This window comes from Vibrio olivae (genome assembly GCF_042428525.1).
Lineage (GTDB): Bacteria > Pseudomonadota > Gammaproteobacteria > Enterobacterales > Vibrionaceae > Vibrio > Vibrio olivae.
In genome coordinates this window covers 76,399-99,854 of record NZ_JBHMEP010000005.1, presented here as the reverse complement: position 1 = coordinate 99,854, position 23,456 = coordinate 76,399, and the positions used below count along the sequence as shown (strand labels likewise).

The 23,456-nt window shown below is 42.4% G+C and carries 23 protein-coding genes; 13 read left to right on the top strand and 10 right to left on the bottom strand.

The window, feature by feature from the left end:
- Nucleotides 1-9: 9 nt before the first annotated feature.
- The 3 genes from ACFFUV_RS15630 to rfbB form a co-directional block, all read right to left on the bottom strand.
- Nucleotides 10-1,224, bottom strand: a complete 1,215-nt coding sequence (locus ACFFUV_RS15630; RefSeq protein WP_390194514.1) for a polysaccharide biosynthesis protein — start codon at nt 1,222-1,224, stop codon at nt 10-12.
- Nucleotides 1,221-2,351: a non-hydrolyzing UDP-N-acetylglucosamine 2-epimerase gene (gene wecB / locus ACFFUV_RS15625; protein ID WP_390194513.1), complete on the bottom strand. Its 1,131-nt coding sequence runs from the start codon at nt 2,349-2,351 to the stop codon at nt 1,221-1,223. Before wecB ends, ACFFUV_RS15630 begins: the two co-directional genes overlap by 4 nt.
- A gap of 84 nt (nt 2,352-2,435) precedes the next feature.
- A complete protein-coding gene (rfbB, locus tag ACFFUV_RS15620; RefSeq protein ID WP_390194512.1) occupies nt 2,436-3,557 on the bottom strand; it encodes a dTDP-glucose 4,6-dehydratase in 1,122 nt (373 codons plus the stop codon).
- A 239-nt stretch (nt 3,558-3,796) separates the two neighbouring features.
- On the opposite strand from rfbB, the gene rfaD reads away from it, so the two are divergent.
- The 6 genes from rfaD to waaA all read left to right on the top strand — a co-directional run bounded on the left by rfaD (nt 3,797) and on the right by waaA (nt 11,216).
- Nucleotides 3,797-4,738 (top strand): ADP-glyceromanno-heptose 6-epimerase, encoded by a 942-nt coding sequence (gene rfaD, locus ACFFUV_RS15615; protein ID WP_390194511.1) that lies wholly within the window; start codon nt 3,797-3,799, stop codon nt 4,736-4,738.
- A 391-nt stretch (nt 4,739-5,129) separates the two neighbouring features.
- A complete protein-coding gene (locus tag ACFFUV_RS15610) occupies nt 5,130-6,296 on the top strand; it encodes a nucleotide sugar dehydrogenase (RefSeq protein ID WP_390194510.1) in 1,167 nt (388 codons plus the stop codon).
- A 212-nt stretch (nt 6,297-6,508) separates the two neighbouring features.
- Nucleotides 6,509-7,489, top strand: coding sequence for a lauroyl-Kdo(2)-lipid IV(A) myristoyltransferase (gene lpxM / locus ACFFUV_RS15605; protein WP_390194509.1), 981 nt, complete (start codon nt 6,509-6,511; stop codon nt 7,487-7,489).
- Between the two features lie 147 nt (nt 7,490-7,636).
- Nucleotides 7,637-8,914: an O-antigen ligase family protein gene (locus ACFFUV_RS15600; RefSeq protein WP_390194508.1), complete on the top strand. Its 1,278-nt coding sequence runs from the start codon at nt 7,637-7,639 to the stop codon at nt 8,912-8,914.
- Nucleotides 8,908-9,951 carry a lipopolysaccharide heptosyltransferase II gene (gene waaF / locus ACFFUV_RS15595; RefSeq protein ID WP_390194703.1) on the top strand — a complete coding sequence of 348 codons (1,044 nt, stop codon included), beginning with the start codon at nt 8,908-8,910 and terminating at the stop codon, nt 9,949-9,951. The genes ACFFUV_RS15600 and waaF overlap by 7 nt, the downstream gene beginning before the upstream one ends.
- Nucleotides 9,952-9,959: 8 nt before the next feature.
- Entirely contained in the window at nt 9,960-11,216 is a 1,257-nt protein-coding gene (waaA, locus tag ACFFUV_RS15590) for a lipid IV(A) 3-deoxy-D-manno-octulosonic acid transferase (protein WP_390194701.1), read from the top strand.
- Nucleotides 11,217-11,681: 465 nt separating this feature from the next.
- Here waaA and ACFFUV_RS15585 read toward each other — a convergent pair whose 3' ends face one another.
- Nucleotides 11,682-12,380 (bottom strand): 3-deoxy-D-manno-octulosonic acid kinase, encoded by a 699-nt coding sequence (locus ACFFUV_RS15585; RefSeq protein WP_390194699.1) that lies wholly within the window; start codon nt 12,378-12,380, stop codon nt 11,682-11,684.
- A gap of 147 nt (nt 12,381-12,527) precedes the next feature.
- Between ACFFUV_RS15585 and ACFFUV_RS15580 the strand changes: the two genes are divergently transcribed.
- The 5 genes from ACFFUV_RS15580 to ACFFUV_RS15560 are packed head-to-tail and all read left to right on the top strand — an operon-like array spanning nt 12,528 to nt 16,822.
- A complete protein-coding gene (locus tag ACFFUV_RS15580; protein WP_390194507.1) occupies nt 12,528-13,583 on the top strand; it encodes a glycosyltransferase family 9 protein in 1,056 nt (351 codons plus the stop codon).
- An 18-nt stretch (nt 13,584-13,601) separates the two neighbouring features.
- The gene (locus ACFFUV_RS15575) at nt 13,602-14,390 is read left to right on the top strand and encodes a glycosyltransferase family 2 protein (RefSeq protein WP_390194506.1); all 789 of its coding nucleotides are present in this window, start codon (nt 13,602-13,604) and stop codon (nt 14,388-14,390) included.
- Nucleotides 14,387-15,430 (top strand): glycosyltransferase family 4 protein, encoded by a 1,044-nt coding sequence (locus tag ACFFUV_RS15570; protein ID WP_390194505.1) that lies wholly within the window; start codon nt 14,387-14,389, stop codon nt 15,428-15,430. The genes ACFFUV_RS15575 and ACFFUV_RS15570 overlap by 4 nt, the downstream gene beginning before the upstream one ends.
- Entirely contained in the window at nt 15,420-15,902 is a 483-nt protein-coding gene (gene coaD, locus ACFFUV_RS15565) for a pantetheine-phosphate adenylyltransferase (protein ID WP_390194504.1), read from the top strand. Before ACFFUV_RS15570 ends, coaD begins: the two co-directional genes overlap by 11 nt.
- Nucleotides 15,899-16,822, top strand: a complete 924-nt coding sequence (locus ACFFUV_RS15560) for a glycosyl transferase family 90 (RefSeq protein WP_390194503.1) — start codon at nt 15,899-15,901, stop codon at nt 16,820-16,822. Before coaD ends, ACFFUV_RS15560 begins: the two co-directional genes overlap by 4 nt.
- 15 nt (nt 16,823-16,837) lie before the next feature.
- Here the strand turns inward: ACFFUV_RS15560 and ACFFUV_RS15555 are convergent, their stop codons facing one another.
- The 6 genes from ACFFUV_RS15555 to radC form a co-directional block, all read right to left on the bottom strand.
- Complete coding sequence (locus ACFFUV_RS15555) at nt 16,838-17,536, bottom strand: glycosyltransferase family 25 protein (protein ID WP_390194502.1); 699 nt, start codon at nt 17,534-17,536, stop codon at nt 16,838-16,840.
- 133 nt (nt 17,537-17,669) lie between these two features.
- Complete coding sequence (gene mutM / locus ACFFUV_RS15550; RefSeq protein WP_390194501.1) at nt 17,670-18,479, bottom strand: bifunctional DNA-formamidopyrimidine glycosylase/DNA-(apurinic or apyrimidinic site) lyase; 810 nt, start codon at nt 18,477-18,479, stop codon at nt 17,670-17,672.
- Nucleotides 18,480-18,520: 41 nt separating this feature from the next.
- Nucleotides 18,521-19,012, bottom strand: coding sequence for a hypothetical protein (locus ACFFUV_RS15545; protein WP_390194500.1), 492 nt, complete (start codon nt 19,010-19,012; stop codon nt 18,521-18,523).
- 591 nt (nt 19,013-19,603) lie between these two features.
- Nucleotides 19,604-19,771: a 50S ribosomal protein L33 gene (gene rpmG, locus ACFFUV_RS15540; protein WP_004728408.1), complete on the bottom strand. Its 168-nt coding sequence runs from the start codon at nt 19,769-19,771 to the stop codon at nt 19,604-19,606.
- Nucleotides 19,772-19,784: 13 nt separating this feature from the next.
- Nucleotides 19,785-20,021 (bottom strand): 50S ribosomal protein L28, encoded by a 237-nt coding sequence (gene rpmB, locus ACFFUV_RS15535; RefSeq protein WP_004728407.1) that lies wholly within the window; start codon nt 20,019-20,021, stop codon nt 19,785-19,787.
- A 588-nt stretch (nt 20,022-20,609) separates the two neighbouring features.
- On the bottom strand, nt 20,610-21,284 hold the full coding sequence (gene radC / locus ACFFUV_RS15530; protein ID WP_390194499.1) for a RadC family protein: 675 nt from the start codon (nt 21,282-21,284) through the stop codon (nt 20,610-20,612).
- Between the two features lie 282 nt (nt 21,285-21,566).
- Here radC and coaBC point away from each other — a divergent pair, with 282 nt between their 5' ends.
- Together coaBC and slmA are read left to right on the top strand one after the other, a co-directional pair.
- A complete protein-coding gene (coaBC, locus tag ACFFUV_RS15525) occupies nt 21,567-22,775 on the top strand; it encodes a bifunctional phosphopantothenoylcysteine decarboxylase/phosphopantothenate--cysteine ligase CoaBC (protein WP_390194498.1) in 1,209 nt (402 codons plus the stop codon).
- Nucleotides 22,776-22,861: 86 nt separating this feature from the next.
- Complete coding sequence (gene slmA, locus ACFFUV_RS15520; RefSeq protein ID WP_390194497.1) at nt 22,862-23,452, top strand: nucleoid occlusion factor SlmA; 591 nt, start codon at nt 22,862-22,864, stop codon at nt 23,450-23,452.
- Nucleotides 23,453-23,456 lie beyond the last annotated feature (4 nt).

Here is a 23,456-nt window from a genome sequence, read left to right as displayed (position 1 = left end):
GATTAGCTATTAGTTCTTATTTCTAAAGCTAAAAACCAAATTTGATATACTACCATTACACTTTATAGCCACAAAGTAGCTTATAAAAACCACAAGACATGAAAAAATCATTGCTAAAAAGACAGATGAGCTAAACGGCTTTAAGGAACAAAACAACCAAATCAAACTAGTATCAATAATTAAACTACAACTGTTAACTTTGACTCTAAATTTTTGAAATCCAGCTAATGTTAATATACCTCCCAAAATAGCACTATTAAGCTTTATTATAATTAATACTAAGCAAATCCATAAGACATCTAGAAATTTAAAATATTTAGTAGCAAAATCAAAACTATACACTTCAGATAAAACCAAACAAAAAGCTAAAGAAATAGGAATAAAGTTAATAACAGCAACAAACTTATTTATATGTTTTTTTACTTTTTTCTTATGACACCAATCACTTGCAATTCTAGGATAAAAAACATTATTTATCGCAGAGAACATTGTATTAACACCTTGAACTATCTTTAACCCATACCCAAAAACCACGAAATCTGGTGAACTAAGAATTAATTTACATGAATAAGTTTGGATTAAAGGCTGTATATTTAACAGAAGGGAATCTAACACAAACTTAATACTGCTGGAGATCTCTTCATATACATTCACACTGATTCCCTTGTTTTTAAAGTTAGTAAACTTTAAAAACAAGAATATGAATATTAAAAATTTATATGAAGAATATATTAAAAATACACATTCAAGATTATTATTAAAACTAAAAGACACTGCCATGAAAAAAAATGGCATCAAATATAAAGATATAGAAAAAAATAGCTCCAACCAGTATTTATTTTCATATCTCAATTTAAAAGAATAAGATTCTAACCAATGAGAAAAAACAACATTTGTAAATAAAAGCAGTAAAATCCATTCATTTAACATTAATAATGAATATGAGAAAATAAAGGTGGTAATTGGTATAAAAACTAAAAATCTAACAATAAATGAGTCAATAAGAGCTTTTGATATATTTTTTTTTGTAAAATCAAAAGCAATCTTTGAGGAGAAACCCAAGTCAGCTAAAAAACCAAGAAATGTAGCTAAAACAGATATCGATATATAGTGAGAGAAGGTATTTTGGTCATAAAAATAACCTATTAAAAAAAATGTCCCAAAGTTACTTACGGTTTTTGAACCAGTACTGAGTATACTTGGAATAAAAGAACTTCTGCTCATAATCTTCCAGCAAGCTCATCACATATACGTCTTGACGCACTTCCATCACCATAAGGATTGTGTGAGAAACTCATCTTTTCGTATTCAGACTCATTTGTCAATAACAAGCTGATTTCACTTACAATATGTTCTATATTAGTTCCAACTAATTTAACTGTACCTGCCTCGACAGCTTCCGGCCTTTCGGTCGTATCCCTCATAACAAGTACTGGTTTACCAAGACTTGGCGCTTCCTCCTGAATGCCCCCTGAGTCAGTAAGAAGTATACTTGACCGATTCATTATGTATATAAATGGAACGTAATCTAATGGCTCAATTAAAAATACATTATCTAAACCACTAAGTTTTTTATTTACTGGTTCTCGGACATTAGGATTTAAGTGTACAGGATATATGAACTCGACATTAGGAAATGTACCGGATAGTATAGATATAGCCTCGCAAATACGTTCAAATCCACCACCAAAATTTTCTCTACGATGCCCTGTAATTAGAACTGAACGTTTACTATCATCGAGATAATTAAATTTTTCAGCCATCATCTTTGATAGTGAAATATTACTATTAATTTTCCCTATCACATCAAACAGCGAGTCTATAACTGTATTCCCCGTTACTATTATATTTTTTTTATCAATGTTTTCTTTAATAAGGTTTAGCTTAGATGTATCAGTTGGTGCAAAATGTAAATTAGCGAGAGAGCCAGTTATTTTTCTATTTCCTTCTTCAGGCCAAGGAGAGTAAATATTTCCAGTTCTAAGGCCAGCTTCAACGTGAGCTACTTTAATTTTTTGGTAATATGCAGCCAGGGTAGTTGATACAGTAGTAGCAGTATCACCATGAACTAGTACATAATCAGGCTTAAAGTCCTGAAATACTTTTTTCAAAGAACTTAAAATTGCACATGTCACATCTGTAAGGTCCTGACCGGAGCGCATTATATTTAGGTCATAGTCTGGCTTTATATCGAAAAGAGTTAGAACTTGATCAAGCATTTCTCTATGCTGTGCAGTCACACATACTTTTGATTCAAATCTATCATCTCTAGCTAACTCATGTACTAATGGGGCCATTTTTATTGCTTCGGGACGAGTACCAAATACGGTTATAACTTTTAATTTTTCCATTACTTCATAATCTCAATAATTTGTGTATTTCTAAGCCTAGTAAGAATTCCAAAGAGTACAGACTGCTTATTGTAATAACTTAAGTTAATTATTACCTAGTCTTTCAAAATTATATGTCCCATCTAAAACGCGTTGCCACCAGTTTTCATTACGCAAGTACCACTCCACTGTTTTTCGAATACCCGTATCAAACGTTTCTTCAGGTTTCCAACCTAGTTCCTTCTCAATTTTCGCTGCATCTATCGCGTAACGCACATCGTGACCAGGGCGGTCTTTTACATAGGTAATTAAGCTGGCGTAGCCGGTTGCTTGTTGAATGCTTGGGTTAGCTCTTGAATCAAGTTCAGGATGACCTTTAGCTGCAAAGTTCGGGTTAGACGCTGATGGCACGAGTTCATCTAAAATGGCACAAATCGTTTTTACGACGTCAATATTCGCCTTTTCATTATGCCCACCTATATTATAAGTTTCGCCAACTTGTCCCTCAGTGACGACTTTATAAAGCGCTCGAGCATGATCTTCTACATATAACCAATCACGAATTTGCATCCCGTCGCCGTATACAGGCAAAGGCTTACCATCCAATGCATTCAGTACCATAAGAGGAATTAACTTTTCAGGAAAATGATAAGGACCATAGTTATTTGAACAGTTCGTCACGATGGTGGGCAAACCATAAGTCCGTAGCCAAGCGCGAACTAAGTGATCACTTGAAGCTTTAGAAGCGGAATAAGGGCTTGATGGTTCATATGATGTATTTTCAGTAAATAAATCATCCGTTCCTTCCAAATCACCATAAACCTCATCGGTTGAGATATGGTGAAAGCGAAACGCGGCTTTTCCTACTTGATCAAGCTGGTTCCAATAACCACGTGCAACTTCCAATAAGGTATAAGTCCCCACGATATTGGTTTCAATAAACGCAGCCGGGCCATCAATAGAGCGATCAACATGGCTTTCGGCCGCTAGATGCATAACCGCATCTGGTTGATGGGTTGAAAATACTTTTTCTAGTGCCTTTTTATCGCAAATATCGACTTGCTCGAAGCAATAACGCTCATCGGATGATACCTCAGATAGAGATTCTAAGTTGCCAGCATACGTTAGCTTATCGACATTGATAACGCTGTCTGATGTATTTTTAATAATATGACGAATGACAGCAGAGCCAATAAAACCAGCGCCACCTGTAACCAATATTTTCATTTTTAAAGCCTAAGTAATTTTTTAATTTAACTTCATTCCGATCATGACGGGCACCCAATATATTCGCCATTCTCAATTTACACGTACGCTACCGCCCTTGGGTGAAGCTCCCAAAATGCTTGTCTTATCTAGAGGTAACGCACAAAATTCGCTAAAATTCTATCTTAAAACACTAGTGATGGCGAATGCTTCGCGCCATGTTATATTTGCCTCAGATCTAATAATTCAAAGGAATACGTATGATTATCGTCACCGGCGGCGCTGGCATGATTGGCAGCAACATTGTTAAGGCTCTTAACGATAAAGGTATCAATGACATTCTCGTAGTCGACCACTTAAAAAATGGAAGAAAGTTCCAAAACTTGGTAGACCTTGATATCACCGACTACATGGACCGTGATGACTTCCTTACCCAAGTCATGGCGGGTGATAACTTTGGCCCCATTGAAGCGGTTTTTCACGAAGGTGCTTGTTCAGCAACCACTGAATGGGACGGTAAGTATATGATGCTCAATAACTATGAGTATTCAAAAGAGTTACTTCATTACTGTTTAGAGCGTGATATTCCTTTCCTTTATGCCTCTTCAGCGGCAACCTACGGCGAAACTGAAACGTTTATTGAAGAAAAAGAGTATGAAGGCGCACTTAATGTGTATGGCTACTCGAAACAGCAGTTTGACAACTACGTACGCCGCGTTTGGGAAGATGCCAAAGCTCATGGCGAAACCTTATCGCAAATTACGGGCTTTCGTTACTTCAATGTTTATGGTCCTCGTGAGCAGCATAAAGGGTCAATGGCCTCTGTTGCCTTCCACCTCAATAACCAAATGAATGCTGGGGAAAACCCAAAACTGTTTGCTGGTAGTGAAGACTTTAAACGTGATTTCGTTTACGTAGGCGATGTCGCTGCAGTTAACTTATGGTTTATGGAAAATGCGCAATCTGGCATTTTTAACTTAGGGACAGGTCATGCTGAATCATTTAATGAAGTGGCCAAGGCGGTGATTAAGCATCACGGGACAGGCCAAGTCGAAACCATTCCATTCCCAGATCATTTGAAAGGCGCCTACCAAGAGTATACACAGGCTGATCTCACTAAGTTACGTGCGGCAGGCTGCCAACATACGTTTAAAACCGTTGCTCAAGGTGTTGCAGAATACATGGCGATTATCAATAAGTAATCTCGCTCATTCTTAATAACGAGTCACGAGCTTCGAATAAAATCGAGTTAAATTATACAAAAGAGGTTGGCTCGTTATTTATCTTTGATTAACAACGTTGTTCCGAAGCATCAACTGCAAAGTGTGTTTGGTCATTCTGGATTAGAGAGGCCAGGTTGTGGGTTGGTGCTAGAGATCCTGAATCAAGTTCAGGATGACGGCAGCTTAGATTTTGAATGACGACAGTTGATAGTGCTGATGATCATCTCTTGGGTTGAGGTTCATGTTCACGCTGTTTGGCTGTTTGGCTGTTTGGCTGTTTGGCTGTTTAAAAAGCCATCAAAGATAGATAGAAATTAGGGCAACCACTTACCCGTTTTGATAAGAATTTTTAATAGATTGGAGTTTTATTTTGAAAATAGCAGTTGCAGGTACCGGCTATGTCGGCCTATCCAATGCGATGCTTTTAGCCCAGCATCACCAAGTTGTCGCTGTTGATATTATTGAAGAAAAGGTATCAATGCTAAATCAAGGGCAATCTCCGATAGTCGATGCGGAAATTGAAGATTTTCTTGCCAATAAATCTTTGAATTTCACGGCAACATTAGATGCCGTTGCTGCTTATCAAGACGCTGATTTTGTTATTATTGCGACACCAACGGATTACGATCCGCAAACCAATTACTTTAATACCTCCTCTGTTGAAGCGGTAATCAAGCAAGTACAAGAGATTAACCCACAAGCAGTAATGGTGATTAAATCAACTATTCCAGTCGGTTATACTGAAAAAGTAAAACAAGAGCTTGGTAGTGACAACATTATGTTCTCGCCTGAATTCTTGCGCGAAGGGAAAGCTCTGTATGATAACTTGTATCCGTCACGTATTATCGTCGGTGAGCAGTCTGAGCGTGCAGAGAAGTTCGCTAGCCTATTAGTTGAAGGCGCTAAAAAAGAAGACATCGCGGTTTTGTTCACGAACTCAACCGAAGCGGAAGCCGTTAAGCTGTTTTCTAACACCTATCTGGCACTGCGTGTTGCCTACTTTAACGAGCTAGATTCATACGCAGAAACCCATGGCTTGAACAGCCGTCAAATCATTGAAGGCGTTGGTTTAGACCCACGAATTGGCAGCCATTACAACAACCCATCATTTGGTTATGGCGGCTATTGCTTACCCAAAGATACTAAGCAGCTGTTAGCCAACTACAAGAATGTGCCCAACAACATTATTGGTGCCATTGTTGATGCCAATACTACCCGTAAAGACTTCATTGCTGAGTCGATTCTTAAGAAGCAACCGAAAGTCGTCGGTATCTATCGCCTAATCATGAAGGCAGGCTCAGATAACTTCCGTGCCTCTTCGATTCAAGGCATTATGAAACGCCTTAAAGCCAAAGGCATTGAAGTTATCGTTTATGAACCGGTGTTAAAAGAAGAAACCTTCTTTAACTCTCGCGTGATTACCGATTTTGATGCATTCAAACAAGAGTCAGACGTGATCGTTTCTAACCGCATGACCGCCGATCTCAAAGATGTTGAACAAAAAGTTTACACTCGCGATTTGTTCGGTAGCGACTAATCACTACTCATCACATTGAATACTAGAGGGTCAATAGGTAGAGCTTGAGTAAAGCTTTACCTATTTTTTTACCCAAATATTGTTATATTGAGCTCATAACCTACGCTTTCACGCCTTGTATACGCTGTTAACCCTAAATATTCACTGCTATACTTTCTGCCTGATATCTTCGACATTTATAACGGCGTCAAGCCTTTATGCTTTGGTAATTTATGTCTGCTTCCCAACAAAATGATTTTGATCCTCTTGCCTATAATCCCACGTTTCAGTGGCATTTTCTTAAACCCAAATATTGGGGAACATGGCTAACGCTGGTTTTACTGATTCCTGTCGCTTTGTTGCCAATTCGTCTTCGCTACTGGCTATCATCCAAAGTTGCAGGTTGGTTAGCCAAGCAACGTAAGAGCACAGCACTTACCGCTTGGGTTAATCTGGAGTTATGTTTTCCTGAAAAAAGCGAGCAAGAACGCGAAGAGATTTTGAAGCAAACGCTCACCACTGCAGGTGTATTTCTCACTGGCTTTAGCTTGTTAACGCTACGTAGCAAACATTGGTTAACTCAACAGTGTGATATTCGCGGCTTAGAGAATATAGAAAATGTCCTATCGCAAGGGAAAAATGCCATTCTGTTGGTCCCGCACACTTGGGCCATTGATATCCCCGCCATACTTTTGGCATCGAAAGGGATGCCCGTTTCCGCGATGGCAAAAAAGCAGAGCAATGAAGTGATGGATTGGCTCATGCACCGCCAACGCGTTCAATATGGCGGCCGGGTTTATGAGCGTAGCGGCGGTGTGAAGCCGTTTATCAAATCGGTGCGTGATGGCTACCTGGGTTATTACCTCCCCGACCAAGATCATGGCCCCGAACACAGTATTTTTGTCGATTTTTTTGCCACCACAAAGGCCACATTGCCTGGTTTAGGTAAGCTTTCTAAAGTCAGTAAAGCGGTCATTGTCCCAGTTTATTCAATGATCGATGCCAAAACTGGTCGATATGTGGTAGAAATTTTTCCAGCTTTTGAGAATTTTCCGACAGGAACTGAACAGCAAGATGCTCGTAAAATGAACGCTTTTATTGAACAGCAGGCTGGTCAATACCCTGAACAATATATGTGGATTCTCAAACTGCTCAAAACTCAGCAAGACGGCAGTAATGTCTACAAGCTTGCGAAGCAAAAATTAAAGAAGTAACCATAGATGACAGACAACTTATCAATGTTGGGGCAGCAGGAGAATGGCTTAACGAGCTCCTTGACGGGTGTACTTATATCCAATTTGGCCCTAACGCTCAAGCGTCAGCAATTACAGATAATTTTGGCCTAACTGGAGATTTTTGAAATGTGCTTTTCTTTCTTCCGTGGCCACTCTATTCGCAATCTCACGTTATCGCATTGGGTCACATTCCTTAGTGCGGCATTTTTTGCCACGCTGACAGTCACGCCAAACTCTTACAGTTTCGCCGCGATTACATTGAGTCTTTTAGCCATTGTTATGGTGGCAAAAACGTGGCGTGTTTATCTCGTGAATTCGGACATTAGGCTGATAACCTTTGCTTTATGCGGTTATTTTCTTGTCTATGCGCTAGAAATGGTTGTTTACCAACAACCGTTTAGTACGATTGATATGCCCAGCCGGGCTTTACTGGCGGCCTTAGCGCTTGGTTTGTTATATCGATACCCACCTCGCCTAAATACCATTATGGTTGCGATTGCTGTCGGTTCAATTGCCAGCGGGATTATTGCCATTTATTTCTCTGTTGGCCTAAATCGAAGAGCCTTCCTAGGATTTGGTTATATGGTGATTCAAATCGGCGGAATCTGTGCTTGGTTAGGCACACTTAGCCTAATCAGTTTTTTGCATTACGTGCATGAAAAGAAAACACATTATGCCATTATTTGTGGCTGTGGCGCTGCATTCGCTTTGTTAGCAACGCTGCTTTCTGGCGCTCGCGGCGCATGGCTATTGACGCCATTTATTATGGTTCTTAGTTTGTGGGCTTATCGCCACTGCCTAAACAAGAAAAAACTTATGATTGCACTGTGTGCTATTTTCGCCATTTCTTTTATGGCCTACCCACAAATCAAAACTCGCGTTGATTTAGTTATTCAAGACTTAGCTCAGTACGCTAACAACAAAACCAATACCTCCTCTGGTTACCGCCTCGAGATGTGGAAATCGGCGCTGCATACCGGCATAGAACATCCACTATTTGGTGTTGGCCATGACGGCGTCCCCGCAGAAAAACAAAAACAAATAGAGCAAGGGTTAGTAACCCGAGGTGTGCTCAAGTTTAAACGGGCTCACAACCAATATTTAGAGGAGTTGCAAACCAAAGGTCTTATCGGTGTTGCTGTGTTATTCGCTTTATTTCTCGTCCCCTTGCGGTTTTTCTACCGGAAACTAAGAGTGGGATGCCAAGTCGAGAGTTCACAACTCAAAGCGGTAAGTATAATGGGCTGTATGCATATTTTGATGGTAATGGGGTTTAGCTTAACTCAGCATTATCTCGCTCATCATTCCGGCATACTGGTCTTTTCATTTGGTTTGGTTATTTTGGCGGCATTAGCCATTCGTCTGGAAGAAAAGTCGCAACTTAATAAACAGGAGGCATTGTGAAAATATTAATTATCGGCCCATCTTGGGTGGGCGATATGGTGATGTCTCAATCTCTTTATATTACGCTCAAGCAGCAGCACCCAAATTCAACCATCGATGTGATTGCCCCTGCTTGGTGTAAGCCCATTCTTGAGCGTATGCCGGAAGTCAATAAAGCACTAGAAATGCCTATCGGCCACGGTGAGTTTAATTTATGGGGGCGGCGTAAAATCGGCAAGTCGCTACGTAACCAATACGACCATGCGTACATACTACCTAACTCCGCGAAATCAGCGCTGATTCCTTGGTTCGCGAATATTCCAACACGAACGGGCTGGAAAGGAGAAAGTCGGTACATTCTACTCAATGATCTGCGTCCAAATAAGAAAGCCTTTCAATATATGGTTGAGCGTTATGTCGCACTTGCCCATCCACGTACTGAAATGGAAAGTTCACACTCTTTGGGTGGTATACACACTCTACCGAAACCAAAACTGACGATTGATATCCCAGTACAGCAAAAAACACTAGAAAAATTTCAACTGTCTTCAGAAGTTGACGCTATCGGCCTGTGTCCTGGTGCCGAATTTGGCCCTGCGAAAAAGTGGCCAGAAGCTCACTATGCTGAAGTGGCCCAGTTTGCAGTCAACAATGGCAAACAAGTCTGGCTGTTTGGCTCACAAAAAGATGTTGAAACTTGTCAGTCGATCAAATCAAAAGTGTCATTAGAAGGCCAAGAGAACATCCACGTACTCGCTGGGCAAACCTCTCTGATTGAGGCGGTCGACTTACTGGCTGCCTGCTCCACCGTAGTGAGTAACGACTCTGGGCTCATGCACGTCGCCGCAGCCGTTGGGTGCAATGTTGTCGCAGTGTACGGCTCGACATCGCCTAAATACACTCCACCATTGGCCGAGAAAGTGGAAATCGTTCATACCGACATCGAGTGCCGTCCTTGCTTTCAGCGAGAGTGTCGATTTAAGCATTTAAAATGTTTAACCGAACTCTCTCCCCAACAAGTGATTAACGGCATTCAAAAAATGGATCGTATTATTTAACTGTTATGTTGATTGTTCGGCTGCTCTACACCCTACTCTTACTCTTGGCTTCTCCCTTGTTGCTAATGTCCTTGTATAAGAAGAAGCCGGGTAAGCCAAGCATTGGTAAACGCTGGAAAGAACATTTTGGTCTCACACCGGAAATTACATCACAGCGTCCACTGTGGGTTCACGCGGTTTCGGTTGGAGAAGTGATTGCCGCAACGCCATTAATCAAAGCACTGAAGCAGAGCAACCCAAGTTTACCAATTGTGGTCACAACCACAACGTCCACGGGCGCTGAGCAAGTCGAAAAGCTCGGCGACTTAGTCGAACATCGTTATATGCCGATTGATTTCTGCTTCGCTGTCCGCGGGTTTCTTAAAGCGGTGAAGCCACAGAAAATGGTGATCATAGAAACTGAACTGTGGCCCAACACGCTATATTGTGTTGCTAAATCGGGCGTTCCGATTACCGTCGTTAACGCTCGTCTATCAGAGAAATCCCGACAAAATTATCAGCGCGTCCAACCAGTTTTTAATTTGGTGCATCCTTCACTGACTCAGATTTTATGCCAAAGCCAAGCCGATGCTGACCGCTTTTCTCAGCTTGGCGTAGAGCCCAACAAGCTGCATGTAACAGGTTCTATTAAGTTTGATATTCAAGTTGCCGATCAAGTTCGCCAACAAAGCCAGCAATTACGCCAGCAATTAGGCGTGAAGCGACCAATATGGATAGCCGCGAGTACTCATAAGGGCGAGGACGAGCAAGTTCTTGAAGCGCATCAAGCGCTATTAAAGCGCAGCCCCGAGGCACTGCTGATTTTGGTACCCAGGCACCCAGAGCGTTTTGATGCGATGTATCAACTCTGCATAACTCAAGGCTTCAATACTCAACGTCGAACACAAAATGGAGCTCACGACATAAATTCCGATTGCCAAGTGTATCTTGGGGATACGATGGGAGAGATGCTCCTCCTGCTTGGCGCCGCCGATGTATGCTTTATGGGAGGAAGTTTGCTTGGCGATAAAGTGGGTGGGCACAACTTACTTGAACCGACAGCAATCAATATGCCGTCGATTACAGGCCCCAGCTACTATAACTTTAAGCAAATCACCGAGGAACTCCTTGAGCTTGGAGTCGTATCGGTTATCAATAATGCCAATGAGTTAGCTTTGGCGCTGGAAACGCAGTTGGCTGAGCCCCAAGACGATATCATTGCGAAGGCGAAGCAGTTCATGGAGCGTAACTCGGGGGCATTACAACGCACGTTAGAGTGGCTTTAAGGAGCTGAATTAGCGTGTTTGTCATTCTGGACCGATGCCGTTACGGTTTCTCATGGGCTTTTCGAAGAGATCCTGAATCAAGTTCAGGATGACGTCCGGAGTTGTCAGGTCAGGGAAGGCGAATGGAATTATCCAGTTCAGGGCATGCATTAAGGTATCAAATCAGGGATAGCGCCAACAGACGTTATTAGCGCTACACTTTGCGTCATTCTGAACCAGCGAAGCGCAGATTCAGAATCTATGCCTTACTACTCTAGCTCCTGAATCACGTTCAGGATGACGTCTCGAGTTGTCAGGTCAGGGATGACGAATGGAGTTATCGAGTTCAGGGCATGCATTAAGGTATAAAATCAGGGATGGCTCCAACAGACGTTCTTAGCACTACACTTTCCGTCATTCTGAACCAGCGAAGCGCAGATTCAGAATCTCTACTTGGCTTATTGGATAAAGCGTTGAATCGCCGATTTACATCGATGCCGAAAACAGTGCCTTCCAATCGTTTTCATTCCAATGGATACCACGCTTGGCTTTCTCTTTGAGGAATGAGCGCTTTAAACGCGACCAATTGGAGGCCTTCCAATTTTCTCCCTCTTGCTGATAGCACTTATCAAAATCAATAATCCATACACGTTGCTGATCATCGAGTAAGATATTATGAATGTTGAGATCGGTATGGTTGACCTGAGCATCATGCATTTTACGAATTTGCTGCCCAATAGCTTGATACGTTTCTACAGATAGAGGCGCTTGCTGAAGAATGTCCACTAAATCACGAGCATTGGCTACTTTTTCACTTAGAATATCGGCTCGGTAAATTAACCCGCTGCGCACAGCTCTGGCAGCAATCGGCCTAGGCACGTTTACGCCTTGACTTGCTAGCCACTCTAACAGTTGGTATTCCTGATAACTCCGTGTCTTTTGCCACGATTGAAACCCGTATTGATCACTCACCAGCTTACCAAATAGCCCCCCACGACGATAATGACGTAAGGCTGCGGGTAGGGTCTCGGTTTGCACAAACCAAGTGGTTCCCCGCCCTTGAGCGCTACCAATCACTTTTCCATTTTGCTGCCAAAATGCAGGGTCAAAACATTTACTCGGCGGCTCTTTAAGTAAAGTGTCGTTATACCAAATAACTTGATTTGTTTGTTTTAATGTCTTCATCGTACCCAAATCGTAAAAGGTTTGCGGAATACTGTCATAATCTGCGTCCAAGCCTTGCATACAGTGCTCAAAAAAGCGATGTCCATTTTACATTTTCGCGGTCGGTCTGCATAATCGCTGGTAATTTTTGTTACCGAAAAAATTGTAATGGCTCTGTTTACAACTGCACCAAATTCACTTTGCGTTCTTCGACTCTCCGCGATTGGAGATGTTTGTAATACGGTGGCAGCCGTGCAAGCGATTCAACGTGCTTGGCCTTCTACGTCGATTACTTGGATTACTGGAAAACTCGAAGCCAAACTGATCGAGGATTTGCCCGGGATAGACGTGGTCGTGTTTGATAAAAAGCAGGGCTTTAAAGCTTATCGCCAACTTTGGAAACAGTTAGCCAACCACCAGTTTGATGCACTTTTACATATGCAGTATGCCCTTAGAGCGAGCATCGCAACATTGGGCATCAAGGCACGTTACAAGCTTGGCTTTGATGCGAAGCGCAGCCAAGACTTTCAAACCTGGTTTACTAATATAAAAGTGCCTTCTCCTGCCGAGCCCCATGTATTGGATGGTTTACTGGCCTTTGGCCGAACTCTCGGTGTCTCGGATATGACGCCAACTTGGTCTATTCCCTACAGTGATGATGATAATGCGTGGGCGAAGCAGCATTTAAGCCATGAGCAACGCAATTTGGTTGTGGTGCCGGCGGCAAGTAAAGCCTACAAAAACTGGACGTCTACAGGCTACGTCGAGGTCATTGAATACGCCCAAAGCCAAGGCTTTCGCGTTATTTTGGCAGGCAGCCCTGCTCAAGTCGAACTCGACTTAGCCAGTGACATTGAGCGCCAATTAACCACATCCGTACTCAACTTAGTGGGCAAAAGCAGTATTAAACAGATGCTAGCATTACTTGATGCCGCGAGTTTAGTCATCGCGCCAGATACAGGGCCGGCTCACATGGCGAATGCCATGAATACACCAGTGATTGGCTTGTATGCACATCATAACCCAGATCGAACCTGCCCATATCAATATCGCGACTACGTAGTATCCGCTTATCAAGAAGCCATTGAAGCCGAACACAGCAAACCGGTTGAACAGCTAGATTGGCGTACACGTGTCCAAGATAAACATGCTATGCAGCGCATTCAGTCACAAGATGTGATCGCGATGCTGGATAAAGCGATTCAACAATTTTGTTCCAATTAATGAATGGAAATATCACCATTGAATAAACCGACTTTAGCCGTTGCCTTAATTGTCAAAAATGAAGCAAAACACCTACAGGCCTGTTTAGAAAGTGTCTACGAATGGGTCGACGAAATTGTCATTCTTGATTCTGGCAGCAATGATGCAACGGAAGAAATCGCGCGCCAGTTTACGGATAAATTTTATACCAATACTGATTGGCCAGGGTTTGGCAAGCAACGTCAACTAGCACAAAGCTATGTACAGTCTGAATTTGTTCTTTGGTTGGATGCCGATGAGCGAGTAACACCTGAATTAAAAAACAGTATTCAAACCGCTATCGCTTCACATCGTCCACAACACGTTTACAGAATCAATCGGTTGACGACGGCCTTTGGTAAACAAATTAACCACTCCGGATGGTCACCGGATTGGGTTGTTCGCTTATTCAGAACCCAAGAGACTCAATACAACGACGGGCTCGTTCATGAAAGTGTGGTAGTCCCTAAGGGGTTTGAGGTTATTTCTCTACAAGGGCGATTGAAACATTTTACTTATGAGCAACTTAACGAGTACACACGTAAAACTCAGCAGTATATGCAAGCTTGGGCGGATCAACGTGAAGGCAAAAAGTCAGCCTCACTCACAAGCGCCATGCTACACGGGTTATTCCGCTTTCTAAAAATGTATATTGTCAAACGCGGTTTTCTCGATGGTCGCCATGGGTTGCTGCTTGCGATTCTTAGTGCCAATACCACTTTTACCCGCTACGCTGACTTGTGGCTCAGAGAGTACGTGAACAAACCAAAAAAGACTGAAAAAAAATGAACATTTGTCATGTAAATTTAGCGTCGGGTTACCATGGTGGTGAAAACCAAACCTTGCAGTTAATTAAACAGCAAGTCGCGATGGGCTATCAGTTGACGGTTGTTGCTAACCCCAAAAGCCCATTTGCCAAAGCGATTCGTGAATTAGGCTGCAGACTAATACTGGCAAAAACTTATTTTCAAGCGCATCGACACGCCGTCACACGAGGGTGTGATTTGATTCATGTGCATGAAGGAAGAGCCATCTATTGGGCTCTATTGCAGTATAAGTTGTTTGGCGTGCCATATATTGTCACTCGTAGAATCGATAACCCATTGAAAAAGAAATGGTTAGCTAATATCGCCTACCGAAATGCCAAGGCTGCCGTCGGCTTAAGTACAGAGATCGTCAACTGTATTGCTTCCGCATATCCAAGCCTGACAACTTATAAAATTCCTAGCTCTCCGGTCAGTTACCTTGTAGATGACTCTCAAGTAGCGCAAATTCGCTCACAATTTGGTGATAAGTTTTTAGTGATTCATGCAGCAAACATGTTAAAACACAAAGGCTTTAATGTGACGATCGAAGCTGCCCGACAACTTGAAGCTAGTCATACTAATATTCATTTTGCGCTGTTAGGTGATGGCAAAGAAAGAGCAAGCTTAGAGGCCCAAGCCAATGGGCTAAGCAATGTCAGCTTTATGGGAAAGCAAAGCAACATGGGTTGCTGGTTTGAAGCCGCTGATTTAATGGTTCATCCTTCCTATACTGAAGGATTAGGCTCTGTGATTCTGGAAGGGTTGCAGGCAGGCTTACCCGCTATTGGTAGTAACGCTGGTGGCATACCCGATATTATTGAAGATCAAGTTTCCGGGTTACTTATTACTCCTGGCGATGCTCAAGGGCTTGCAAACGCCATCATTGAAGTTCAAACCCATTCAGAGCTAAGAGCGTCACTCATTGATGGGGCACAACAAAAACTAAGAGCGTTTGATATCAAACATACTGCTTTGCTTTATCAAGAGATTTATCAGAAGGTTCGAGTCGCACATGACCAATAAAGTCATTTACCCCGGAACATTTGACCCATTAACCAATGGGCATCTAGACATTATTCAACGCGCAGCTCATATGTTTGATGAGGTCGTGATTGCGGTAGCAGCAAGCCCGTCGAAAAATACTATGTTTACCCTTGAAGAGCGGGTTGAACTTGCTCAGCGAGCAACGAAACAATTTCCTAATGTGTCCACCAAAGGCTTTAGCGGGCTACTGGTTGATTTTGCTCGTGATGAAAAAGCCAATCTACTGGTCCGCGGCCTAAGAACCACGGTTGATTTTGAATATGAGTTTGGGTTAACCAATATGTATCGCCGCCTCCTTCCGGGTCTTGAAAGCATCTTCCTTACTCCGTCTGAAGAGTATGCCTTTCTTTCTTCCACCATCGTGCGCGAAGTCGCCATCCATGGTGGCGATATTAGTAATTTTGTTCCTCAAGTCATCAGTGATGCGGTAAAGAAAAAAGTCGACGTATGATCAAAGCGCGCTATTACTTATATCATGGGTTTATCACCCTTCTCCCGAAATTTTTAATGCGTTGGTATGGAAAAAAGCAGCTCGCTGACTTGCAAGAACATCAAAAAATTGAGCTTCAGGACCGAGTCAACTATTACTGTAAGTTGAACCAACCATGTTCTCTTGATCCTCAAACGGCAACAAAAATCGCCTCATTTAAGCAAACAGGAGGCAGTACCTACTATTTCGATTTATATAAAGTCGTAAAGTGTTTTTCACCCGAGAAACAATTTCATTATATCAATGGCGATGTTATCGAAGTCCCTAAACATCCAAGCTTTGTCAAAAGTCGACCAATCAACGAGGACAACAGTAACTCGGTACTTTTAAAACTCAATGCTATTCGCCATTACCAATTTGCCAACGATACTCTTGATTATCGAAATAAAAAAGACGACGTCGTATGGCGAGGAACGGGCTTTCGCCCTAATCGCCGTTTACTACTTGATAAGTATTTTCACCATCCAAGGTGTAACGTTGGCCGAACAGATACAAAGAAGGGTGAACAACCAGAATTTGTTGTTCCGAGAATGAGTATTGAAGAGCAACTCCAGTATAAGTTTATATTAAGCCTCGAAGGCAAAGATGTGGCGACTAACCTCAAGTGGATCATGTCATCAAACTCATTATGTATAACTCCGAAGCTAAGGTACGAAACTTGGTTTATGGAGGGAAGACTTGAAGCTGGAGTCCATTATGTCGAAATCAAAGATGACTTTTCAGATCTAATTGAAAAGATGGACTATTATTTAGCTCACCCTAATGAAGCAGAGAAAATAATAAAAAATGCTCAAGCGTGGGTTGCTCAATTCCGTAATAACAAACAAGAGAAAATCATTAGCTTCCTGGTCGCACAAAAGTATTTTAAATATGTAAACTAAACCAATTGATATAGCTTAGTACTTATATTTTAATTTATTAACTGCTCGATATAAAAAGTTAATAGGATTGATTGTTTTCTTACCTTTTCTTTTGTTTGCTATACTTTTAAGGTCTTCTTGTCTTTTTGCAAAAACCAGAGGGCTAATATACCCATAGCAGCCACTTAATTTTGGAATAGATAGCCACTTATCTATGGGGAGTGAGTAAGGCGTCTTACGCATATGTTTCAACAAATCATAGGCTCTCATTGGAGTTACGCCATAACAGACCGTAGGGAAAGGCTTTTTCTCCTTAACATCGGAAACTTTAAAAGGTTTTGTTGGATCTAATAGATAGCTGAAACTGGTAAAGTTCACTAATCCATACGTTTGTATATATTCTAACGTATCTTGGCTAGTTAATTTAGAAATATCATCAATAAACTCAACATTATCTTCAATAATAATTGAAGGCTTAGACAATTCTACAGTTTTTTTCCATGCTTTGGAGTGAGTTTTGAAGCATCCTATCTCACCTGCCATAATCGCTTTTTGTCTAAACTTATGTGAATATTTTTTATATTTTCTTTCCAATCCTAAAAGATCTTCATAAGAATCTGAGTACACAAACTCAAAGTCAATTTCTTTTAGGTATTGTTTAATTCTAGAGACTCGCTCTGAATCTCCAGTCGTTATAACAAAAATCTTTAATTGATTCTCAGGAATAATATTCATATTCAACTCATATGTATTATTGATTATACAAAACAACACACTGTATATAGCTTAAATATAACTCTATATTCGCCCCAAATAAAGGTAAATATATTAACCTGAACACATAATAATAATTAATTTTCTTAATTTATTACTTTTGACAATACGAACAAAGGAATGTATTTCGTTGGCCGATTTTCATCTCTTCAATTAAATTTACACATTGTGGGCATGGTTTGCCCGCCTTACCATAAACTTGTAACTCTTGAGCAAAATAGCCGGGCTTGCCATCGGCCTGCGCAAAATCTTTTAAAGTAGTGCCACCTTGCTGAATCGCCTTTGCCAATACGGCTTTAATTTCTGTCACGAGCAGCGTCCATTCACTCGCTTTAACTTGATTAGCAGGACGTCTTGGATCAATCCCCGCACTGAATAACGCTTCGTTGGCGTAAATATTGCCCACGCCCACCACTACGTGGTTGTCCATAATGAAAGACTTTACCGCCACACGCTTGTTTTTTGCGCGTTCGATAAACGTTTGCACCGAAAAGTCATCCGTTAACGGTTCCGGGCCTAATTTGGCAAATACGCTATGCTGCTTATCAACATCGCACCACAACCACGCACCAAAACGACGTGGATCGTTGTAACGTAAAACTTTTCCGTTACTTAATGTCAGATCCACGTGATCGTGTTTACCCGCAGGTAGCGCTGCATCAAGCACTCGTAGGGAGCCAGACATCCCCAAATGAACAATCGCACAACCTTTGTCTGTTTCAATCAACAAATATTTCGCTCGGCGAGAGATACCACGAATAACTTGCCCACTGAGTTGGCGAAGTTCTTCAGGAATCAGCCAACGTAACTTTGGTGTACGCCACGTAATAGATTCAATGGATTGGCCAATAAGATGAGGAGAAATCCCCATACGGCTGACTTCAACTTCTGGTAATTCAGGCATGATGCTCACTAACTGATTCGACGGAGGTATTTAGCATACCATTATTGTTGTTTAGGTATAGGAGGGAACAAATCTGTTCGCTCTGCAGTTACCGCGACCCAACGCTGCTGATCGTTCTTCATCAACCAAAATTGTGGACTGCGATAAATCGTAATTCGCTGTGGCTCTTCTCGATCTCGATACCACGCTTCTATCGATTGTGGGCCCTTTAGATTTGGCTCAAGCTGCTCAAAAGTCTCTTCATCGACAGGAGTTCCAACGAGGGTTTGCCATCGCTGAGCTAGCTGGGGCGGACTATCTTTGACTGTAAAATTCGCTTCCCACTCGCCATCACGCAGCTCTAGAACGCCATAATTAAAGTGCAAAGCTGTTAAGGTAGCGTCATTAATAAGTACCGATGGATAAGGGGTCGCAGGAGGCTCCAATAAATAGCTTTTGATCAATGAAGGCAGATTTATCAACGCAATAAAACCGATGATGCATAGAATAAGAATGTTATTCCAGCGTCGACGGCGAGCGGGAGACACACGCATACATAGTCCTTATCAAATTGGGCTTATGCAGTATATGAAATTGCTATTTATCGCGCTAGTCAGCAAGGCATATTGGTATCAAACACTAGTGGATAAAGGCATTCGTTATTCTGAACCAGCGAAGTGCAGATTCAAGAGGGTGCAATGCCAAGGAATTCCAAGAGTCGCGCTGAATCCTATTTTCGTCATTTTGAACCAGCGCAGCGCAGATTCAGAATCTTAACTTTGTGGCTTTAGATCCTGAATCAAGTTCAGGATGACAAAATGCTCAAGTTCAAGGTGACCTAATGGACAAGTTCAGGAAGACAGAATGGGCAGTTCAGGAAAGAGGAAGGGACAAATTCAAGAGGGTGCAATGCCGAGGAATTCCAAGAGTCGCGCTGAATCCTATTTTCGTCATTCTAAACCAGCGAAGCGAAGATTCAGAATCTTAACTTAGTGGCTTTAGATCCTGAATCGAGTTCAGGATGGCGGAATCACCAAAATTCGAAAAACGGGTGAGAACGAGGAAGTATCGATGAGGATTTATAGGCAATAAAAAACCCAACTCGAAAGTTGGGTTTTATACAAGCTGCAAAGAGTCGCAATCAATTACTTGATTTTTGCTTCTTTGTATACAACGTGCTGGCGAACTACTGGATCAAACTTTTTGATCTCAAATTTGCCTGGCATGTTGCGTTTGTTCTTGTCAGTTGTGTAGAAGTGACCAGTACCTGCAGAAGATACTAGACGGATTTTCTCACGAATGCCTTTAGCCATTGTTTAATTCCTCTTAAACGTTTTCGCCACGTGCACGGATATCAACAAGAACAGCATCGATGCCTTTCTTATCAATAATACGCATGCCTTTAGCAGTTAGACGTAGTTTAACAAAACGTTTTTCGCTCTCTACCCAGAAACGATGAGTTTGTAGGTTCGGCAGAAAACGACGCTTAGTAGCATTTCGTGCGTGTGAACGGTTGTTACCCGTTACTGGACGCTTACCAGTTACTTGGCATACTCGGGACATGAATGTCTTCTCCAAATCGTTTCAGCTCGATATCAACCTTGGTGGCCGAACCTCTCTATTGCTAATGAATAAAATAGAGGTTTAAAACCGTTATGGAAAATCCATACAAGGCTATCAAAGGTCGCGCATTATACTAACTTGACTAGCATTGCTCAAGACCCGCACAGATCCTTTTTCTCGAAATTCGAGATCTTTTTTTAACCGGAGCTGATTATAAGTTAAAAAATGTCGGAGGATTGTATCAGAATTCGGGCTGTGAACAACTAAAATGTCACTACGAACGTAATAAGCTCATATCCTCGGTAGTTGAAGCTATACAAGGCCTCCAAAACCCTTGATATAAACCCACTAACACTAAAACATTAAGATTATGATTTTAATGGAAATAAAATCGTAAATTTATACTTAATCCAAGCTATACCACAAACCAATTATCCGGCCGATAAAAACCAAATTTATTTTGTCTTTTTGAGCTAAAAAATGCTGAGATGAGTAAAAATATGCTCAAAAATAAATCACAAGATATCGCATTCGGTTTGGCTAAAAAATATTCTCACTCGATCCTTAAAAATAAATTTTTTTACCTTCTTATATCCAGCCTCGTTCCGCAAAAGAGACGACGTCTCCATCTCCAACGACAAAATGATCAAGTACGCGAATGTCTACCAGCGCCAAAGCGTCACTAATTCGCCGTGTAATACGCCTATCGGCTTGACTGGGTTCGGCAACCCCTGAGGGGTGATTGTGAGCAAGAATCACCGCTGCGCAGTTATGCTCTAGTGCACGCTTCACCACTTCCCTTGGGTACACTGACGCCGCATCTAGCGTACCTTCAAATAAGATTTCATCATGAATCACACGATGCTGATTATCGAGATAGAGTAAGTAAAAAGCTTCTCGCTGACGGTCACGTAAAATACTCGACAAATAGAGTTTGGTCTGCTGCGGGCTGGTCAGCGCTTCACCGCGATGCAATGTTTCGAGTAAGTAGCGCTGAGTCATTTCCAGTACAGCTTGCAGCTGAACATATTTGGCTTCTCCCAATCCTTTATGCCGACAAAAATCAGCTTTAGAGGCCGTCAATAGCCCACGTAAGGAGCCCGCTTGTTTTAGCAGCTGATCCGCGAGATCTAACACATGCATTCCAGGCGTCCCCGTGCGTAAGAAGATAGCCAGCAGCTCCGCATCACTTAATGCGCTAGGACCGCGAGCCAGTAGCTTTTCCCTTGGCATCGACTCACTGGGTAAATGTTTTATCGCCATTTAATTACGCTCGATTGCATCATGGTGCGCTTATTCCACGCGTTTTGTTTTAAATGTCGAGTGCAATACGAAGATTGTTCGCCGCAGTCATAACTTAACTGCAATCGGTATGTAGAATTACCATCAGAAATTCAGCGCCATACTGCATTAATTTGAACGAACTTGACTACCCGCCAGATATCTTCCTGCTTTTATGAGGAAAAAAGCGCAGCTGACAATCATCATGCTCAAAACACGCTTTGTGTTTGTGGTAAAATCCATTCAGCAATTTGGAGAGCACACATGCAAACATTAGCCGGAAAAAAGATCTTACTCGGAATCAGTGGCGGCATTGCTGCCTATAAATGTGCAGAGCTAACCCGTCGCCTTATTGAGCGAGGAGCACAAGTTCAAGTGGTTATGACCAGCGCAGCAAAGGAATTCATTACCCCATTAACGATGCAAGCAGTATCTGGTCGTCCTGTCGCAGATAGCTTACTTGACCCAAGCGCCGAAGCGTCGATGAGTCATATTGAGTCAGCGAAATGGGCAGATTTAGTGCTTTTAGCGCCAGCGACCGCCGATTTAATTGCACGCGTAGCAGCGGGCATGGGCAACGACCTACTCAGTACCTTGGTCTTAGCGACCGATGCGCCTATTGCCGTTTCTCCAGCCATGAACCAGCAAATGTATCGCAATGCCGCAACCCAAGAGAACGTTGAAACCCTTGCTCGTCGAGGAATGATGATTTGGGGGCCTGGCGCCGGCGAACAAGCATGTGGTGACGTTGGGCCAGGGCGCATGCTCGAGCCCATGGAGCTTGTCAAACATTGTGAAGACTACTTTGGCCCTAAACCTCTGGCGGGGAAGTCAATCGTCATTACCGCAGGGCCAACTCGCGAAGCGATTGATCCTGTACGCTATATCAGCAATCACAGCTCAGGTAAAATGGGCTTTGCTTTGGCCCAGCAGGCTAAGCGTTTAGGCGCCGATGTGACCCTGATCAGTGGCCCCGTAGCCCTAGCCACACCTGCTGGTGTGACGCGAGTCAATGTTGAAAGTGCAGAGCAAATGCATCAACAAGCGATGCATCATGCCACGCAGCATGATGTGTTTATTGGCTGTGCGGCCGTGGCGGATTATCGCCCTGAAGAGGTTGCTGAGCAGAAGATCAAAAAAACCAATGATAGCGACAGTATGACGCTGACCATGGTCAAAAACCCCGATATAGTAGCCTCAGTGGCGGCGTTAAATTCGCAGCGCCCATTCACGGTTGGCTTTGCTGCTGAGACTCAAGATGTGGCGCGCTACGCTAAAAGTAAACTGAGAAACAAACAGCTGGATATGATTTGTGCTAACGATGTCTCGGTTGAAGGTCAAGGCTTTAATAGCAACGACAATATGATCACCGTATACTGGGAGCAAGGTGAGCAATCACTTATACTGGCTTCTAAAGATGAAATCGCACAACAAATTTTATTACTGATTTCACAAAAGCTAAGTACAAATTAACCATTTCATTTGAGTCAATTTATCGTCTATTACTCGGTCCTTCGCCTGAAGGAGGACCGTGTGTTGTAATGTAAAAGGGAAAGGTCATGGTCGGTACAAAAAAATCAAATCGTCGTGAAGAGATTCTGCAAGCATTAGCAGAAATGCTGGAGTCTGCGGAAGGCGCCTCTCGCATCACCACGGCGAAACTGGCTAAACAAGTGGGAGTGTCTGAAGCAGCGCTTTATCGTCATTTCCCAAGTAAAGCGCGTATGTTCGAAGGCTTAATCGAATTCATCGAGGAATCGCTGATGTCACGCATCAATCGCATTTTTGATGAAGAGAAAGATACCCTGACGCGAATTCGTTTAGTATTACAGTTGATTTTGGCGTTTTCCGAGCGTAACCCAGGTCTGACACGCATTCTCTCCGGACATGCTCTAATGTTTGAAAATGAACGACTTCGTGAGAGAATCAACCAGCTTTTTGAACGCATTGAGACCTCACTGCGTCAAATATTAAGAGAGCGTAGGCTGCGTGAGAATAAAGCCTTTCCTGTTGATGAACATATCCTTGCTGCCCAATTACTGGGGCAAGTTGAGGGCAGTCTTAACCGCTTTGTACGCTCTGATTTCAAATATCAACCAACGGAAAACTTTGATGAGTACTGGGCATTGCTGAGCGCTCAAATCAAGTAATCAC

What these genes read in the sequence shown, in the direction of transcription:
- slmA (WP_390194497.1), top strand. Translation starts at nt 22,862, where the DNA reads ATGGTCGGTACAAAAAAATCAAATCGTCGTGAAGAGATTCTGCAAGCA.
- ACFFUV_RS15585 (WP_390194699.1), bottom strand. Translation starts at nt 12,380, where the DNA reads ATGAAGACATTAAAACAAACAAATCAAGTTATTTGGTATAACGACACT.
- ACFFUV_RS15560 (WP_390194503.1), top strand. Translation starts at nt 15,899, where the DNA reads ATGATCAAAGCGCGCTATTACTTATATCATGGGTTTATCACCCTTCTC.
- ACFFUV_RS15580 (WP_390194507.1), top strand. Translation starts at nt 12,528, where the DNA reads ATGGCTCTGTTTACAACTGCACCAAATTCACTTTGCGTTCTTCGACTC.
- ACFFUV_RS15555 (WP_390194502.1), bottom strand. Translation starts at nt 17,536, where the DNA reads ATGAATATTATTCCTGAGAATCAATTAAAGATTTTTGTTATAACGACT.
- coaD (WP_390194504.1), top strand. Translation starts at nt 15,420, where the DNA reads ATGACCAATAAAGTCATTTACCCCGGAACATTTGACCCATTAACCAAT.
- wecB (WP_390194513.1), bottom strand. Translation starts at nt 2,351, where the DNA reads ATGGAAAAATTAAAAGTTATAACCGTATTTGGTACTCGTCCCGAAGCA.
- rfaD (WP_390194511.1), top strand. Translation starts at nt 3,797, where the DNA reads ATGATTATCGTCACCGGCGGCGCTGGCATGATTGGCAGCAACATTGTT.
- ACFFUV_RS15570 (WP_390194505.1), top strand. Translation starts at nt 14,387, where the DNA reads ATGAACATTTGTCATGTAAATTTAGCGTCGGGTTACCATGGTGGTGAA.
- rpmG (WP_004728408.1), bottom strand. Translation starts at nt 19,771, where the DNA reads ATGGCTAAAGGCATTCGTGAGAAAATCCGTCTAGTATCTTCTGCAGGT.
- lpxM (WP_390194509.1), top strand. Translation starts at nt 6,509, where the DNA reads ATGTCTGCTTCCCAACAAAATGATTTTGATCCTCTTGCCTATAATCCC.
- radC (WP_390194499.1), bottom strand. Translation starts at nt 21,284, where the DNA reads ATGGCGATAAAACATTTACCCAGTGAGTCGATGCCAAGGGAAAAGCTA.
- ACFFUV_RS15630 (WP_390194514.1), bottom strand. Translation starts at nt 1,224, where the DNA reads ATGAGCAGAAGTTCTTTTATTCCAAGTATACTCAGTACTGGTTCAAAA.
- coaBC (WP_390194498.1), top strand. Translation starts at nt 21,567, where the DNA reads ATGCAAACATTAGCCGGAAAAAAGATCTTACTCGGAATCAGTGGCGGC.
- rpmB (WP_004728407.1), bottom strand. Translation starts at nt 20,021, where the DNA reads ATGTCCCGAGTATGCCAAGTAACTGGTAAGCGTCCAGTAACGGGTAAC.
- mutM (WP_390194501.1), bottom strand. Translation starts at nt 18,479, where the DNA reads ATGCCTGAATTACCAGAAGTTGAAGTCAGCCGTATGGGGATTTCTCCT.
- rfbB (WP_390194512.1), bottom strand. Translation starts at nt 3,557, where the DNA reads ATGAAAATATTGGTTACAGGTGGCGCTGGTTTTATTGGCTCTGCTGTC.
- ACFFUV_RS15600 (WP_390194508.1), top strand. Translation starts at nt 7,637, where the DNA reads ATGTGCTTTTCTTTCTTCCGTGGCCACTCTATTCGCAATCTCACGTTA.
- ACFFUV_RS15545 (WP_390194500.1), bottom strand. Translation starts at nt 19,012, where the DNA reads ATGCGTGTGTCTCCCGCTCGCCGTCGACGCTGGAATAACATTCTTATT.